The following is a 16,771-nucleotide window of genomic DNA, read 5'->3' on the forward strand; positions in this document are numbered from 1 at the left end:
TGAGATTAAAGTTTTTAAAGCGCAATAAGTAAATATAAATAGGTTATAATTAATAATAGAGAGTTAAAGGTTAGGAAGTTTTTAGGTGCTAAAAAATAATGGGATAGAAAGGTGGAAAAGTATAATGAAAATAGGAAATTCGCAGTTGATAAAAAATATAGATAATTATTGTATAAATGATTTAGATATTCCTTCAACAGTTCTTATGGAAAATGCCGCATTAAAAGTTGTTAAGAATATAAATTTTGAGAAATTCAATTCCTTTACTATAATTTGTGGGACAGGAAATAATGGTGGTGATGCTCTAGCTGTTGCTCGTCAACTTTTTAGTATGAACATGAAAGTTGATATATTTATTATAGGGGAACATTCTATGAGCAAGGATTGTTTGATAAATTATAATATTTTAAAAAATATGGGTGTTCCTATAAAGCAGATTGTAAAAACACAAGATATTCAATTGTTAAATGATATATTAAATAAAAATGACATGATTATTGATGGGATTTTTGGAAGTGGTTTAGCAAGAAATATAGATGGAATTTATAAAGAGGTAATTAAGTCTATAAATAAGAGTGGTATGTACATACTTTCCATAGATGTGCCATCTGGAATGTTATGTGATAGTTTTGGAATTTTAGGTAGTTGTGTTAAAGCAAATAAAACTGTTTCATTTGAGGTTTATAAGAAAGGTTTTTTAGATTATGAAAGTGACAAATATACTGGAGAAATAGTTGTTGAAAGTATTGGAATTCCAGAATATGTAGTTAATAAATTTCATTTAAAGGAATACTTAGTACAGAAAAAAGAGATAAAAAGTATTATAAAAAAGAGAGAGAAATATTCGTATAAAGGTGATTTTGGAAGAGTAAGTGTTATAGCTGGATCTAAAAAATATACTGGTGCTGCCTATCTTACATCTCAAGGTGCTGTAAGAAGTGGTGCTGGACTTGTTACTTTATGTACTGAAAAGTCAGTAGTTGAAATTTTACAAAGTAAAACGATAGAAACTATGATTATGTCTTATGAAAATAATGATTTCAAAGAACTTATATTAAATAGTGATAGCATTGCAATAGGGCCTGGGATGGGCAATAATGAAAATACTTTTAATATTATAAAAGATATTTTATCTAAGGATGGTTGTCCGCTAGTACTTGATGCTGATGCATTAAATGTACTTCAGCATAATTTAGATTTATTAAAAAATAGTAAAAGAAAAATAGTAATAACTCCACATATAGGAGAAATGGGTAGGCTTACAGGAATTGATAGTAAAAATATAATTAAAAATAGAATAGATATTGCAAGAGATTTTTCTAAGAAATATGGAATAATTGTATTATTAAAGGGATATAATACAATAATAACTAATGGAGAAGAAGTTTATATAAATTCAACAGGGAATAGTAAGATGGCATCAGGTGGAATGGGAGATATTCTTACAGGAATTATTGCATCTTTTATTGGGCAGGGTTATGAGCCATTAAAGGCTACAATATTAAGTGCATTTATTCATGGTTATGTTGGAGATATATTGTCAAAAGATATGTTTTGTGTCAATGCATCTCATATTGTTGAAAGGTTGCCTTATATAATTGAAAATTTGACATATTAATTTTAGATTTATTGTATTAAGTTTTTAATTGTAAATAAATTTAATTATGCTTAGATAAGAGTAGAAAATAATAGTAAAAGAAGTTTAGTTACTTTCTACTCTTTTATTAGTGTTTTATAATTTTTATATTATTCATTAAAATTTTCGTTTTCGCATAATTTGATGTAAAATTTGCTTATAGTATCTAAAGAAAGATGTTTTTCTACATAAAATTTATTCCAATTTCCTAGTTTTTTTGATTTTTCCTTAGAGTTAATTAGTAGATTAATTGATGTACTAAGTTTCTCAATAATTAATTTATTATCAAACTTTGGAGAAGAAGATGAATGATCTCCAAAATTTGAATTAATCATTTTTTCAATGGTATTTTTATTTATAATATTTACCTCTCCATTTGAGCCAAATGAAATAACAGGTTTGCCTATGCTCATAGCTTCAAGTGCTACTCTTCCAGTACCTATAATTAAATCGCTGTCATTATAATAATCAAAAATATTAAATCTATTTGCTAAAGTAAATATTTTGTTTTCTTTTAATTCTAAATTTATATTATAACTTAAATCATTAATTTGTTTATAGTAATTTCCATGTCCTATAATAACGGCAAAAATTTTTTTATTTTTTTTTGCTATGTTTTTGAAGCTTTCTAAAAAAAGCATGGCTAAATTTGATTTATTATATGATAGCCTACTACAGTATAGTATAATTATTGAGTTTTTTTGGATTTTAAGTGTATTTCTTAGTATATTTTTACAATTAATATTTTTAATGGAGTTTTCTATACCATTGGGAATAGTTACATTTTCTTTAAAAGACAATTGTGTCATTAGTTGGCTATAATATTTTTTTGAATAATCACTTACAAAAACAACTTTATCTATATAAGATAGATAATTACTAAGTAATTTTTGAGAATAATATATACCATGTATTGTTAGTACTAAAGGAACATTTATTATAGATTTAATTACTTTACATAAGTTAATATCTTCATTCATGTGAATTTGAATGACTTTTATATTATTAATGCTTGAAATAGTAGTTGTTAATTCCTTCTTATTATATAAATTTAACACGTGAAATTCTATATTATAAAAAGCAAATACTTCTTTATTAAAGCACTTGTTTGTTAGTATACATAAATTAATATTTTCTTTTTTTAATTTTTTTGCCAAATTTATAATATAGCTTTCAGTACCACCAATGTTAAAGTAGTTTAAGATAGAAACAATAGTGTATTTATATTTTTTACTGTATTTCGTAGTTTTTTTCCTTGAGTTTATTATTTCATTAAAATAATATTGGTTATCTAGTGTTTTATTTTCATTAAATATTGCTAGTTTGTTGGTTGTATTTGGACCTAAATAATAGTTTAAGCATTCATCATAGGGGAGTTTAGGGTTATCTACATAATAAAGTACCTCAGGTATTTTACTTATGTTTTCGAAACGCAGGAAATATAGTATTAAGTCAATTTCAGATGTGAAAAAATAATAACTTGAGTAATATAATATTTTAATAAAAAAGCTTTTTCTAAACACAAATGTATACAAATCTAATGGTAGATAGGAAGCTGAAATAACAGAATTAATATCATCACTAGTTATAAAGTTATTAGATTCAATTAAAGCTTGTTTTTGTTGTATATTGTTATGAAGTGGCATTTCTAAACAAGAGCAAATATTTAAATTATTTAAATTCATAAATAGTATTTGTTTTTCAAATCTTTCAAAGGCATTTATATCAGAGCTGTTCATAAAAGTAATAAAATCCCCAGAAAGTGATGCAGATAGTGAAATTAATTCATTAAATATAGAGAAGTTATTATAAGGCTCTATTATATGAATTTTGTTTTCAGTTAATTTAGGTAATTTTAAATTTTTTGTATATGTTATTATAAAAACTTCAAAGTTAATAAAAGTTTGATTAAATATATTATTTAAAGAATTATCGATATTGTTACAATTATGAATTAAAATTATACTTAGCTTATTCATGTTATTAATTAATAAATAGTTCTTTATATGATAATTGAATAAAATGATTTGGAGTAGTATATGATATCCTGTATATTTTAATATTTAAGCAATCATCATAATTTTGAGATACTAATGGAAAAGTTAATGCTTTAATTGATTTTGCATTTAGGTACAAAGTGGTGTTGTAGGCAATTTGGGGAGTACAATTTGTATAATCATATATAACTAGTGCAATTGTATTGGGATTAGGGCATGGATTTATAAGCTTAATATATAAAGCATTACTATTTTTAGAGCGGTTTATAATCTTTGTATTATAAGTTCTTTGCATTTGGAAGTCTCCTTTATAGATTAAATTTGGGTTATTTTTTTACATATTCAATATATGATTTTTTAAAAAAAATGTTAAAAGAACCAAACAAAAAATATATATTTAGCATATTATGTATATTAATAACGAATGTTTGGAGGCTGAGTTGATGGGAAATAACAGAATAAAGGGTCTAGTAAGTATCGTTGTTTCTAATTATAATAATGGAAAATATGCTGAACAATGTTTGAATTCATTAATAAATCAGTCATATAAAAATATAGAAATAATCATAGTAGATGATTGTTCGACAGATAATAGTGTGAAATTTATACAAGCATGGATAAATAGACGTAGTAGTCGTGAGAAGAACAGAATAAAATTTTTGAAAATGCCTAAAAATATAGGATTTTCTGGTGCTGTTACTGTTGGAATGTATCTGGCACAAGGAGAATATATAGCTATGCAAGATAGTGATGATGTTTCACATAAGGATAGAATAAAACTTCAAGTTAAATATTTAGAAGAAAATCAAGATATAATGATGGTTGGCTCAAACTATTATGTTTTTGAAGATGATATAAATAAGGCTAGAGTTGAATCTAATTTTGTTGTATATGGAAAAAATAAAATTTTAGAAGATTTTGCACAGGGGAGAAGCCCTGTTTGTTTTGGGACTATACTTTTTAAGGGAAGTATATTTGATGAAATTGGCGGATTAACAAGAAAATTGGCAGGAGCAGAGGATTATGAATTTATACAAAAATCTGTTATTAATGGAATAGATAATATAGAAAAAGCATTGTATTTTTATAGGTCTCATGAAGGACAAAGATCAAGGATATATTATTCTAATTGTAGTGCAGAAAAAGATAAGATAAAGAAAAAGGAATTAAGTGTATTATTGGTGTTAGATAAATTTAATATCGGAGGAACAGAAACTCATGTACTAACACTTACAAAGCAATTAATAAAAGATGGTATAAAGGTAACGGTGGTAGCTAGCGATGGACCATTAGCACAAGAGTTTGAAAAATTAAATTGTAAAATTTATAATATAGATTTTCCAGTATCAATAGAAATGGATAGTACAAAAAGAAACAATTTTTTAAATGAGATATACAATATATTTGAATTAGAGAAAATTAGCGTAGTTCATGCACACCAGTCATCATCTGGCAATCTTGTAGTGGAAGCTGCAAAAAAAATGAATATAAAGAGTGTATTTACAATTCATGGAATGTATTATTATGATATATTAGGTAATACATTGAAGATAGCAGATAGTGTTATTAGTGTTAGTATTCCAGTATATAAGTGGTTATTAAAATTTGGAATAAACTCTATAGTTGTTCCAAATGGAATAGCTTATAAGAATTATGCTAATAATACAAGTCAACTTTTAAGAAGAAAATACAATATATCAAGGGATACTATGTGTATAACTTACTGTAGTAGGATGGCTTGGGAGAAGATAAATGTTTGTAAAAATTTAATTACAGTAGTTAGAGATTTAAGAATAAATGAAAATATAAAATATGAAGCGGTAATAGTTGGGGATGGACCTGGGTATAAAGAATTAAAAGCTTTAGGGGATGAAATTAATAAAGAATTAAAAGAAGAAGTAATTCATTTTACTGGAAATCAAATAGATGTAAATAAATATTATGTAGGTAGTGATTGTGTGCTTGGAACAGGCAGGGTTGCAATTGAAGCAATGGCTGCATCTAAAAAAGTTATTGCTGGAGGAAATTCTGGGTATTTTGGATTAATAACTAGTGAAAATTTTAATGAGGCATGGCAAACTTATTTTGGAGATCATGATTTTAAAGTAAAAAATGATGCGATATATCTGTATAATGACATGAAAAAATATTATTTAGATAAAAGAAATTATGATAAAGATATATATGAAATATATAAAAAAAGCAAAGAATTATTTGAAATAGGAAAAGTTACAAAAAAATTAATAGATATTTATACAGAGTAAAAAGAAACACAGTTTCATCTGTTATTAATAAGAAAAGTTTAGATTTAAAGTTTGCTTAATAAAAAGTGTAAAATTAGAATTCTAAGTATAAAGATAAAATATAAACTGTATCAGAATTTATTAGTAATTGAAAATCCGATACAGTTTTTTTATATGTAATTAATGTTTTTGATATCTACATTATTTTAACATATTTAATATTTCATTTTCTGGAGTTGAAGAATCGCAGCGAACGTCTATTTGTCCGTTTTTACTAACGATAAATCCTGGAACTGTTACAACATTGTATTTTAATCTAAATGAATTTATCTCGTCATCTGAAAAATCTGCACTATCTACGTAATAAATAGTTGTATTAAGTTTGTCAGTTAAGCTTCCTAATGTTTTAGCAAATTTACGGCAAAATGGACATGTTTCTCTACCAATATATACGGTAGCTAAGTTTTCATTAGATAATAATTTATCTGCTTCTGAAGAAAGAACCTTTTTAAATGATTTTATATTTTCTTTATATGTATCGTTTTCAAACATTTATATTCCTCCTAAGTTTTTAGAAATATTATATCAAAACTAGATTTTTATATCAAATACATAATAGAAAATAAATAATCTATTGCACGATTAATATTTTTAATTGCAATAGATTATTTTTCTTTAAATTAGTTTATTTACACCATTTACATTAGTTTGTTCGTTATCTTCAACTGGTATAATGATATATTTTTTTCCATCAATTATTTGACTTTTAATTTCTGCTACTTTTTCAGGTTTTACTTGTAGAAGGATATCATAATTTGAAAAATCATTATTATCTTCTAGATTTAAAGAACTATCTTGTCTGACTTTCTCTAGTTCATCTTGTAGTGTTTGAACTTGTTTTTCAAGTTTTTCCTCTTTTTTTCTTTGAGCATTAATTTGTAGTGCTTTTGTGTCAATTAGATGTTCTGCTAAAGGAGGAGCATCATCAAAGCTTTCAGTGTAAGATTCTTCAATTTTAGCAGCGATGTCTTCAGCTATCTCATTTTCAGATAAGATATCTTGTACCACTTCTTTAGTTAAAATTATAGATTCTGCATTATTATCGTTTATAATATTATGTTCATCTATTAAATTATTAAGAGTTTCTTGTATTTCCATAAATATACGCTCTGATTCTTTTTCATTAGCTCCAACAGCATTATGAATAATATTAGTAAAGGTTTCTTTTTGTTCTGTGGCAGTTTGTTTAGAATTGCATCCAAGAACATAATTCATTATTTCAGTTTGAGGATTCTTTACATTTTTTGTATAGTACATAACAGAATTAACATCTGAACTACGATCTATAAATGCAGGGTATATAAATCCAAGGCTTGGAGCTTCAACAACCCAATCTCTATCAATTGCTGCAATTTTATTGTCTTTTTCAAAGTAGCCAAGACCTGGTTTTGAAAGTGATACAGGACATACAGCACACAATATATATTCATATACTTCCTCTGATTCATCAAGTTTTAAATTGTCAGAAGTTTTAGTAATAACATCATAAGCATCATGAAAAAGTAATATTAAAAAATTGCCTTCATAGTTATAGTTATCTATAATTGATTTATAAAAATCATTCAGAATAAGTTCATCTTTTAATTTGCTATTTCTTAGTTTTAATAAAAACTGTTGTTTACTGTTTGTATTTTCTTCGTTAGAAAAATCTAATTCTAAAATATTATTTCCTATTGTCCCAGATAAAGTTTTTTTGGCGATTTCTAGGTATTTAAAGAATTCATCTTCCTCTAAATTTAAAAATGTTTCATTAAAATTTAAGATAATATTTTTTTCACCATTTACATAACAACCACATACTTTAGTAAATGTACACTTATCTTTTTTAAGTCTTTTTTTTAATTCTAATATATCTTTTTTTTTCATATATAGTCCCCTCATTCATAAATTTTACTAATATCTATAATAAAAAAATATATGTCAATATTAAGTATAATTATTGTAGCATGATTTCTTAAGTTATCTTCATAAAATACTCCTTTTTTAAAATAATAAGTTATAAATTTATTCTTATAATATATTATTAGTTAAAAAGAGTAAAACTACAAGTGTAGAAAAAATACATAATTTATAAAAATGTAATTTATCTATATATTATAAGTTTTTGATTATTGAATAATATACATAAACAATATAAACTACAAATCGTTTATATTCATGTTTTGCGTGGAACAAGGAAATATCACAACAAGTATTTAATAATTGTGGATTTAAGCTTAAGCTTTAATGAAATAAAAATAAAATTATTTATGTATCTTTAGGAACTATATTTAATAATTCTCTAAAATTTTTTAAAATTGCATAGAGGCACTTAAAAATACTGATGTTACTGTGATAATATCTATAGGGAAAACATTAAAAAAGGAACAATTAGGGAAAATACCTAATAACTTTTATGTATACAACTTTGTACCGCAAATAGAAGTTTTAAAAAGGACAGATTTATTTATAACCCACGGAGGTATGAATAGCACAAGTGAAGCTATGTATTTTGGAGTACCCTTAATAGTTGTACCTCAAGTTGCTAATCAACCAATTGTGGAAAAGAGAATTGAAGATTTAGAACTTGGAAGGGTTATAAATAAAAATAATATTTCATCTAATATAATAAGAAATTATGCTAATGAAATTTTAAATAATGATAGGTATAAAGATAATATGATGAAAATGAGAACAAAGGTAAGACAAGCTGGTGGAGAGAATAAAGCAGTTGAATTAATAAATGATTTATTAAAAGAGAAATTGGGTAGTGATTAATATATTTTTGCAATAAAATATGACAGAGTTAACTTGTTAAATACACAATAGCATTTATCTTCATAATATATTAATAGAAAAATTTTAATAGGGAAAGTTTATGAGTATTATAAGTAAAGAGTTATTAAAATTAAATTTAAAAGCAGGGTTATTAATTAAGATAAAGTTTAATAAAGATACTGAAAAATCTTATAAAGTAAATGGCAGAGTTCTCCTTAAAATTTTAAAGTTGAATTGTAAAAGTGAAATAGGAATTAAATATAATTTTAAAGATATTAAATGCATTAAAGATTTTAAGGAAAATTTTCCTATAACTAACTATGATTTTTATGAAGATTATATTGAGAAGATGGTAAATGGAAAAGAGAATATATTATTTAGTGGAAAAATTGAATATTTTGGACATACATCAGGAACAACTGGAAAACAAAAATTAATTCCAACAACTAAAAAAAGCAGACTTATTGCTTCAAAATATATGGGTATACTGTTAAATAGATTTGCATATGATAACTTCAAAAATAACTGGAATTACGAAAGAGGACTTGCAGTATCTGATATAGTTACTACCACTTATACCAATGGGGGGATTCCTATATGTTCTGCAACATCTGGCGGTATGAAAGGAATAAAAAATATAATAAGATATTTTTATACATCACCTATTGAGGTTATGGAAATAAAAGATAAAGATAGTGCTAATTATCTTCATTTATTATTTGCACTTAAAGAAAAAAATTTAGCATACATAAGTGCAGCATTTATTTCTAATATTTTAGATTTATTTAGGATACTTGAAGATAATTATAATGATTTAGTAAATGATATTAAAAAAGGAAGAATAAATAAAAAAATTAATTTAGATGAAGAGGTTAGAAAAATTTTAAACGGTTATTTAGAACCTAATGCAACAAGAGCTGACGAACTTAGTATAGAGTTTAAAAAAGGTTTCAAGGGAGTAATAAGAAATATATGGCCTAATATTATGTATATTGCAACAGTTACAGGAGGAAATTTTTCAATTTATGATGATAAAGTAAATTATTACACAGATAATCTTCCTATTTATTCACCAGTTTATGCTGCGACAGAAGGAACAATTGGTATTAATCCATATATCAAGAAGATAAGATATATTATAATTCCAGATACGGTGTTTTATGAATTTATTCCTTTTGAAGAAATAGATAATGACAATCCAAAAACTTTGTTGATAAATGAATTAAAAGTTGGAGAGAAATATGAGATAGTTATTACTAATTATGCAGGGTTATATAGATATAGATTAGGAGATATAGTTAATGTTGTTAGTTATTATAACGATTCTCCGGAAATTGAATTTGTATGTAGAAAAAATCAAGTATTAAATATGGTGTCTGAAAAAACTAATGAGGAACAATTAACAACTGCCATAAAGAATTCTATGAAAAAATTCAATTTAATGGATTATACAACAATTCCTGATAATTCAATTACACCTGGTAGGTATGTTTTTTACTGCGAGTTTAAAGAAAAATTGTCTAAAGAAGAGGTTAATTTATTAGAGAAAAAGTTAGATAAAGAACTTAGAAAGTCAAATTTAGCTTATGATAGAGCTAGGAACAATAAAAAACTAGGAGAAATTAAAATAATAGTTTTAAAAAATGATACTTTTAAGCTTGTAAGTGAATCTTTATTTAAAAAGGGTGTATCAAAAAATCAAATTAAAATTCCAAGAGTGATAATTAATAATAAAGATATATTAAATATTTTAAATGAATGCTCTATAAAGTTTTAAAAGTATATTTTGTTGTATTTATAAAAAACAATTAAATTAAATGTAATAAATTTTGACTCAAACATAAAAACAAAACATCTATAATAAGATGTTTTGTTTTTATAAATGTTATTTTAATTCTAAAGCATTTAATCTGTTAATAAGATACTGTGAGCAAAGTCCTGTAAATGTGCCAGAAATTATTGCAGACACTGTAAGGATAGGGAAATAATATATTAAAGATATCGTATTTGTAATTAAAATAGCAACAGTTATTTGCCCGATGTTATGAAATATTGCCGAAATAACGCTGCAAATCCAAATTTGTTTTAATGTTAGAAAATTTCTAATAATCAACATGGATGTATAACAAAATAGTCCTCCTGAAAAACTGTATAAAAGAGTAGACATATTACCAGAGAATATACTTCCAAGAATAATCCTACAAAGAAGTATAAGAAAAGTATCCAATGGACCAAGGGTAAATATAGCATAAACAGTTATGATGTTTGAAAGACCAAGTTTTATGCCAGGTATGGGGGTTAGTGATGGAAGATTCGCTTCTACAATAAATATTATAAGAGCCATACTAGTTAAAAGAGACATTGTTGTTAGACGTTTAGTATTCAAAAAAATCCCCCCTTTTTATTGTGACAATGCATCAAACATTTGTGAGTCTTTGGCTGTATTTTCAAGCTTTATTGTAATTTTATGTGGTAAACATACTATAGGAGTTACGGAGTTTGAAATCCAACCTTGATTTACACAAATTTGGTCAGAGCAATCAGCAAAACTGATAGATATTCTACCATTTTCTACAGAAATTACGTTTGTTCCATGCTCAGTTTTTATAGTAAATTCATAAGGTTCTATGACATTTGATAAATTAATTGATTTTATACAGTTCCCATCTTCATAAATATTTGCAATAGTACCTTTAGCAGGTGCTTTGAATATTAAGATACTTGATATTAATGAAATTAAAAAAACAATCCCTATTATAAATATCCAAATTTTTGATTTTTTCATCTATTTATTATATTAGGACACATATCACTATAACCATCTAAAAGAGCAATATCATCCTTTATCCCTTCCGTAATATATAATTTATTATCCTTAGTTATAAAGACAGCTTCAAAATTATTATGAGTTTTATAAAAATCAATAGCTTTATCTAAACCTAGAATAAAAAGAGATGTAGATAAGGCATCGCATAAAACACTATCATCACCAATTATTGTAACAGATAAAAGGTCACTTTCAGTTGGTTTTCCGGTTTTAGGATCGATTATATGACCATATACGTTACCTAAGTCATCTGTAAAATATCTCTCATAAGCACCAGATGTTATAACTGCTTTATCTATAACATTAATAGATAGTATATTTGAGTTATTTGTTGGGCTTTTAACAGCTACTTTCCAAGGAGTGTTGTTCAGTTTAGAGCCTAAAGTATGAACATTTCCTCCTAAATTAATTAAGGCAGATTTTACATTGTTTTCTTTTAAAATTTTAATGATTTCACTGCTTGTATAACCTTTAGCAACACTACCTAAATCTATTTCCATATTGTTAGGTATTGTTATTTTATTTTCATCAAAATTAATTTTTGTATAATCTACTGTATTTAGTAAATCATTAATTTCATTGCTATTTAAAACATTATAGTTTCCTGTGGTAAACCCCCAAGCCTTTAAAATAGGGTAAATAGAAATATCTAAAGCACCATTAGTTTCGTTAGATATTTCTATAGCTTTTTTTATAAGCAATGAAGTATCCTTAGATGGAGTTAATTCTTTGTTTGTATTTAGAGTTGAAATCTCACTATTTATATCTGTTACTGAAAAAAGATTTTCAAGTTCTAAAATTCGTTCTTTACATAAATTAAGAATTTCTTCATTAGAATTATAAATAGTAATACTCATAACTGTATCCATTGCAAATACTTGAGTAGATAGTTTTTTTATATCTTTTGAAGCAGATGTAGTTGTTAAAAATGGTGTAATACTTTTATAAATAGTTATAAGCAATAAAATTAGTAAGATAAAAAATACAGTTATTTTTTTAAAGTTAGCCTTTAGCATTTATAAGAGCTGCCTTTACTGCGTTTATTATTCCTTTAGAACTAAATGTTGCGCCAGAAACTGTATCTACATCTGTGTTTTGAGAATTTATAATATTTTCTGTAACACCTGAAATTGCTTCATCTATAAAAGGTTCATCATCTACGTATTTTGTAATTTTTATGTCAGAAATAGTGTTATTAGAAACAGTAACTTCAACGCTAATATTTCCATTATATCCAGAGGCTGTTCCTGTATAAGTTCCATCAACATAAGTAACAGATTGAGAAGAAGGAATTTCTGTTGCAACTTCAGCATCAACATTTTCACTATCTTTATTTAAGATTTTATCTTCAGTAGAGGAGTCTTTCTGTGATAGTGAAGTAGAGCTTTGTATATCTTTATCTATTTTTGGTGTATAAAAAATAGATACGCAAACTAAAGCAAAAACTATAATAGATGCAAAAATTGGTGAAGATGCTTTCTTTTTTGAAACTTTATTTTTTAAAAGTGCTTTTCTAATACGCATTGAAGCATATATTAAAAATACTATACTATAAGCTAAAACGTTGATAATATATTGAGTAATCCCTTTTTTAGCTAAAGGAATTGCTATAATCATTACATGTAAATAAATAAGTCCATAAAAAGGATAAGCTAGTTGCTGAAGTTTTTTCCATGATTTAGCTTTCATCTTTTTTCTAACTTTAGGGAAAGAAGTAATCATAAGAGGAAGCATAATTAAAATAAGTAAAATACTTATAATTGAAGCTATAATCATATTAGTTGACATAGATTTTGGATTTGTAAAAAGTGTGACAAAATGTGTTCTTCCATAAATAATATTATGAGTTAGTGCCAAAATACATCCAATAATGGATAGTTGGGCTCTAATTGGCATTAAAAATTTAATAGCTTTACTACCATTTTTAAGGGCTCCAGTATACATTACCACAACAAAAAATGATGTTGCTAGACTACTTTTTGAAAATAAGGGCAATATATAATTTTTAAGCCACGAAGGTGCATTAGATATGATTCCAGAGTATGTAAGAACAATCAATGATATAGATATTAAAAATGTTATTATATAGCAAAAATTTGAATGTTTTTTAATAAAATTGCGTCCGATAGAAATTAAAAATAAGACGACACATAAAGAAATTAAAAATGACATATTTTCCTCCTTATTAATTAAAGTATAATATCACAAATAAAATAAATATTTGTGATATTATACTTATTAAGTTTTATTCAGCCATTGTTGTAAATGTTAGTGGTTGATAATTGTTAAGAGTTATTGAAATATTATATTCTGTTCCTTTTTCAAGGGTATTAGAACTTGTATATGTTAATCCAGTTAAATCATCACCATCAACAACAGTTACTGTATTTCGACCAGAGCCAGAAGTTATAGTGATTTTAGAATCCTTAAGTTCATCTTGCTCTATTCCATTAATAGTTATTGTATTATCTTTTATAGTTGCTGTTGTTTCATTTGGGTAGGGATTTTTAAAGCAAACTAATGCTTCAATATCTTCATAACCATTTGCAATTAAAGTAATTTTATAGTATCCACTGCCAGAACCTTCAAAACGATCAAAATCATAATTTATACCACAATCTATACGATGTCCGTGGTTTGTACTCCACCAAGAATCAGATGAATGTTTGCTTCCATAAGTAGCAACTAAATTAGTATAAGTTTCATCATTGCCGTAATATTCATATTTTGCAGTGATAAAATTAGCGCAGTATTCTAAAAACTCAGAATCTGATAATTCTTCACCATTTTTATTTTTTAGATAAACATAAGCTTCAGCATCAGAACCATATTTAGTATTATAAGCGTAATCTGTTTTATCAGTATCAGCGACAACTGTAATTTTAGAAGTTACACTACCAGATGTTTTTCTAGCTCTATAAGTACCGTCAGAATTCATAGTTTTTAATCCATAAGTATCAGATGAAACATTGCTATCTTCAACAAAGCCATTTTCTTTAGCTGAGTCTACCATATCAGATGGTATTGCAACAGGAATATTATTAAAGCCTAAAACTTTATACTCTGTGACCTTATATTGAGTAGCTGAATCACCTTCGCCAATAGCAAATACCGAAGACACATCTTCAAATACAACATTATCGTCTACAGGTGCAGTTGTTATTGTACCCTCTGAATCAACTCCATCAAGGGAAGCTTGTACAGTTACAGTTTGTGTATCATTAGAGTCAGTGGTATACTTTGTAGTTTCTTTTCCATTTTCTTCAACAACTTCGCTGCTTATAACTTTTTCTCCAGTCACTTCAACTATATATTGAAATTGTTGTCTATATATACCATGTTTTGTTGTTGCACGAGTAACAGCATCAAACATGCCTGCATCATTTACTCCTTCGCTATCTGTTTTATCTGATGATTTACTTAGTTCTTCAACAGATTTATCTAGTTCTCCAGCCCAATATTGTGCATAGCTTAAAGGTGCATATCCGTATACATATGTTACATTTTCATCGATTGAAGAATTAGTTGATACATTTGAACTATTATCATCTTTAGCATTATCTGTAGTCCCACATGCAACAAATGATGACATTAAAGCTACTGTCATTATTGTAGATAAAAATAATTTACTTCTTTTTTTCATAATTTTAAAAAACCCCTTAAATATATATTTTTAACCTATTTAGGTTTATATACAATAAAAATAAATAATTGGAAATTAATACTTATAAAAGTATACTATATAAATATCAAATAATCAAGAATCATTTTCAATTGAAACGAAAAATTAATTAAAAGAAGTAATCAATAAATATATATTAAATATCAAACGCTAATATTTATATAAATTATAAATATTACGAATAAAAATTGTGATAAGAAAAATCCATAAGCTTATAGAGCATATAATATAAATCTTAAATAAAATGATATATACTATTAATTGAAATGAAAGTTTTATAGATATAGTATTTGATAAGTGAATGAATTTAAATAAAAATAATAAAATTTAAGATAAATAAGGAGAATTAGAATGAAAAAGGATTTAGTTATTGTACTTGCACCAGATTCTTTTAAGGAGAGTATGACAGCAAAGGAAGTTTGTGTAGCTATGGAAAGAGGAATAAAAAAGGTAAATTCTAATATTCAATGTATTCATGTTCCTATGGCAGATGGCGGAGAAGGAACTATGCAATCTTTAGTAGATGCAACAGGTGGAGAAGTGTATTCTTTAGAAGTTGTTGGACCACTTGGAAATAAAGTTAAAGCAGAGTATGGGATTTTGGGTAATGGAGAAATTGGAGTATTAGAGATGGCTAGTGCAAGTGGCATACATTTGGTATCGCTTGGAGAAAGAAACCCTCTAATAACTACTACTTATGGAACAGGTGAACTTATAAAAGCTTGTTTAGATAGAGGAGTTAAAAAATTATTAATAGGTATAGGTGGAAGTGCTACAAATGATGGGGGAGTCGGAGTTATACAGGCTCTTGGCGGAAGGTTGTTAGATAAGGAGGGTAATGAACTAGGTTTTGGTGGTGGAGAATTAGAAAAGTTAGATAGGATAGATTTAACTAATTTTGATAGACGGTTAAAAGATGTTGTAATAGAGGTAGCTTGCGATGTTAGTAACCCTCTTTGCGGAGAAAATGGAGCTTCTTATATATTTGGCCCCCAAAAAGGAGCAAGCGTTGAAATGATTAAAATTTTAGATAATAATTTAAAGCATTATGCAAAAGTTATCAAAGAACAGTTTGGTAAAGATGTTTTAGAAATTGCAGGAGCTGGAGCAGCAGGAGGACTTGGTGCAGGACTTATGGTATTTTTGAATGGTAATTTAAAAAAAGGTATTGAAATAGTAATTGAATATTCTGGACTTGAAAAAAAGGTTAAAAATTGTGATATGGTTTGGACTGGTGAGGGGAGTATAGATTTCCAAACTCAGTATGGCAAAACACCTTTAGGAGTTGCTACGGTTGCTAAAAAATACAATAAGCCAGTTGTGGCTTTGGCGGGAAGAGTTGGAGATGATATAGATATTTTGTATGAAAAAGGCATAGATTCAATATTTGGAATTATGAGAGGGGTAACATCTATTGATGAAGCTTTGAAAAATGGAAAAGAAAATATTGAAAGAACTTCTGAAAATATAGTAAGGCTTATGGAAATGTTATAAATTGATAGGTTTGTTTAGAAGTAAATTAAAAACTAGAAATAAGGTATATTTTATTTCTAGTTCTTTTATTAATAA

The 16,771-nt window shown here is 26.2% G+C and carries 14 protein-coding genes; 5 read left to right on the forward strand and 9 right to left on the reverse strand.

Going from position 1 to position 16,771, the window contains the following annotated elements:
• The first annotated feature begins 124 nt into the window (after positions 1-124).
• Positions 125-1,618: an NAD(P)H-hydrate dehydratase gene (locus HH195_RS02910; RefSeq protein ID WP_196371500.1), complete on the forward strand. Its 1,494-nt coding sequence runs from the start codon at positions 125-127 to the stop codon at positions 1,616-1,618.
• Between the two features lie 128 nt (positions 1,619-1,746).
• Here HH195_RS02910 and HH195_RS02915 read toward each other — a convergent pair whose 3' ends face one another.
• Together HH195_RS02915 and HH195_RS02920 are read right to left on the reverse strand one after the other, a co-directional pair.
• Positions 1,747-3,615 (reverse strand): glycosyltransferase, encoded by a 1,869-nt coding sequence (locus tag HH195_RS02915; protein ID WP_196371501.1) that lies wholly within the window; start codon positions 3,613-3,615, stop codon positions 1,747-1,749.
• A 4-nt stretch (positions 3,616-3,619) separates the two neighbouring features.
• A complete protein-coding gene (locus HH195_RS02920) occupies positions 3,620-3,928 on the reverse strand; it encodes a hypothetical protein (RefSeq protein ID WP_196371502.1) in 309 nt (102 codons plus the stop codon).
• Between the two features lie 148 nt (positions 3,929-4,076).
• Here HH195_RS02920 and HH195_RS02925 point away from each other — a divergent pair, with 148 nt between their 5' ends.
• Complete coding sequence (locus tag HH195_RS02925; protein WP_196371503.1) at positions 4,077-5,897, forward strand: glycosyltransferase; 1,821 nt, start codon at positions 4,077-4,079, stop codon at positions 5,895-5,897.
• Between the two features lie 180 nt (positions 5,898-6,077).
• Here HH195_RS02925 and HH195_RS02930 read toward each other — a convergent pair whose 3' ends face one another.
• Entirely contained in the window at positions 6,078-6,428 is a 351-nt protein-coding gene (locus HH195_RS02930) for a DUF6568 family protein (RefSeq protein WP_196371504.1), read from the reverse strand.
• A 123-nt stretch (positions 6,429-6,551) separates the two neighbouring features.
• Positions 6,552-7,802: a DUF4317 domain-containing protein gene (locus HH195_RS02935; protein ID WP_196371505.1), complete on the reverse strand. Its 1,251-nt coding sequence runs from the start codon at positions 7,800-7,802 to the stop codon at positions 6,552-6,554.
• Positions 7,803-8,237: 435 nt separating this feature from the next.
• Between HH195_RS02935 and HH195_RS02940 the strand changes: the two genes are divergently transcribed.
• Positions 8,238-8,693, forward strand: a complete 456-nt coding sequence (locus HH195_RS02940; protein WP_256437753.1) for a nucleotide disphospho-sugar-binding domain-containing protein — start codon at positions 8,238-8,240, stop codon at positions 8,691-8,693.
• Positions 8,694-8,793: 100 nt separating this feature from the next.
• Positions 8,794-10,470 carry a GH3 auxin-responsive promoter family protein gene (locus HH195_RS02945; RefSeq protein ID WP_196371507.1) on the forward strand — a complete coding sequence of 559 codons (1,677 nt, stop codon included), beginning with the start codon at positions 8,794-8,796 and terminating at the stop codon, positions 10,468-10,470.
• A 108-nt stretch (positions 10,471-10,578) separates the two neighbouring features.
• Here the strand turns inward: HH195_RS02945 and HH195_RS02950 are convergent, their stop codons facing one another.
• From HH195_RS02950 to HH195_RS02970, 5 genes are all read right to left on the reverse strand, one after another.
• Complete coding sequence (locus tag HH195_RS02950; RefSeq protein WP_195924223.1) at positions 10,579-11,079, reverse strand: Gx transporter family protein; 501 nt, start codon at positions 11,077-11,079, stop codon at positions 10,579-10,581.
• A gap of 15 nt (positions 11,080-11,094) precedes the next feature.
• A complete protein-coding gene (locus HH195_RS02955) occupies positions 11,095-11,478 on the reverse strand; it encodes a NusG domain II-containing protein (protein WP_196371508.1) in 384 nt (127 codons plus the stop codon).
• Positions 11,475-12,536: an FAD:protein FMN transferase gene (locus HH195_RS02960; RefSeq protein WP_243278534.1), complete on the reverse strand. Its 1,062-nt coding sequence runs from the start codon at positions 12,534-12,536 to the stop codon at positions 11,475-11,477. The genes HH195_RS02955 and HH195_RS02960 overlap by 4 nt, the downstream gene beginning before the upstream one ends.
• Entirely contained in the window at positions 12,523-13,692 is a 1,170-nt protein-coding gene (locus HH195_RS02965; RefSeq protein ID WP_196371509.1) for an FMN-binding protein, read from the reverse strand. Before HH195_RS02965 ends, HH195_RS02960 begins: the two co-directional genes overlap by 14 nt.
• 73 nt (positions 13,693-13,765) lie before the next feature.
• Positions 13,766-15,163, reverse strand: a complete 1,398-nt coding sequence (locus HH195_RS02970) for a penicillin-binding Tp47 domain A-containing protein (RefSeq protein WP_196371510.1) — start codon at positions 15,161-15,163, stop codon at positions 13,766-13,768.
• Between the two features lie 390 nt (positions 15,164-15,553).
• On the opposite strand from HH195_RS02970, the gene HH195_RS02975 reads away from it, so the two are divergent.
• Positions 15,554-16,696, forward strand: a complete 1,143-nt coding sequence (locus tag HH195_RS02975; protein ID WP_196371511.1) for a glycerate kinase family protein — start codon at positions 15,554-15,556, stop codon at positions 16,694-16,696.
• Positions 16,697-16,771 lie beyond the last annotated feature (75 nt).

Source organism: Candidatus Sarcina troglodytae (genome assembly GCF_015708635.1).
GTDB lineage: Bacteria > Bacillota > Clostridia > Clostridiales > Clostridiaceae > Sarcina > Sarcina ventriculi.

Coding starts and splice junctions, on each gene's coding strand:
- HH195_RS02920 (WP_196371502.1), bottom strand. CDS start 3,928: ATGCAAAGAACTTATAATACAAAGATTATAAACCGCTCTAAAAATAGT.
- HH195_RS02935 (WP_196371505.1), bottom strand. CDS start 7,802: ATGAAAAAAAAAGATATATTAGAATTAAAAAAAAGACTTAAAAAAGAT.
- HH195_RS02915 (WP_196371501.1), bottom strand. CDS start 3,615: ATGAATAAGCTAAGTATAATTTTAATTCATAATTGTAACAATATCGAT.
- HH195_RS02945 (WP_196371507.1), top strand. CDS start 8,794: ATGAGTATTATAAGTAAAGAGTTATTAAAATTAAATTTAAAAGCAGGG.
- HH195_RS02955 (WP_196371508.1), bottom strand. CDS start 11,478: ATGAAAAAATCAAAAATTTGGATATTTATAATAGGGATTGTTTTTTTA.
- HH195_RS02930 (WP_196371504.1), bottom strand. CDS start 6,428: ATGTTTGAAAACGATACATATAAAGAAAATATAAAATCATTTAAAAAG.
- HH195_RS02970 (WP_196371510.1), bottom strand. CDS start 15,163: ATGAAAAAAAGAAGTAAATTATTTTTATCTACAATAATGACAGTAGCT.
- HH195_RS02965 (WP_196371509.1), bottom strand. CDS start 13,692: ATGTCATTTTTAATTTCTTTATGTGTCGTCTTATTTTTAATTTCTATC.
- HH195_RS02925 (WP_196371503.1), top strand. CDS start 4,077: ATGGGAAATAACAGAATAAAGGGTCTAGTAAGTATCGTTGTTTCTAAT.
- HH195_RS02960 (WP_243278534.1), bottom strand. CDS start 12,536: ATGCTAAAGGCTAACTTTAAAAAAATAACTGTATTTTTTATCTTACTA.
- HH195_RS02975 (WP_196371511.1), top strand. CDS start 15,554: ATGAAAAAGGATTTAGTTATTGTACTTGCACCAGATTCTTTTAAGGAG.
- HH195_RS02910 (WP_196371500.1), top strand. CDS start 125: ATGAAAATAGGAAATTCGCAGTTGATAAAAAATATAGATAATTATTGT.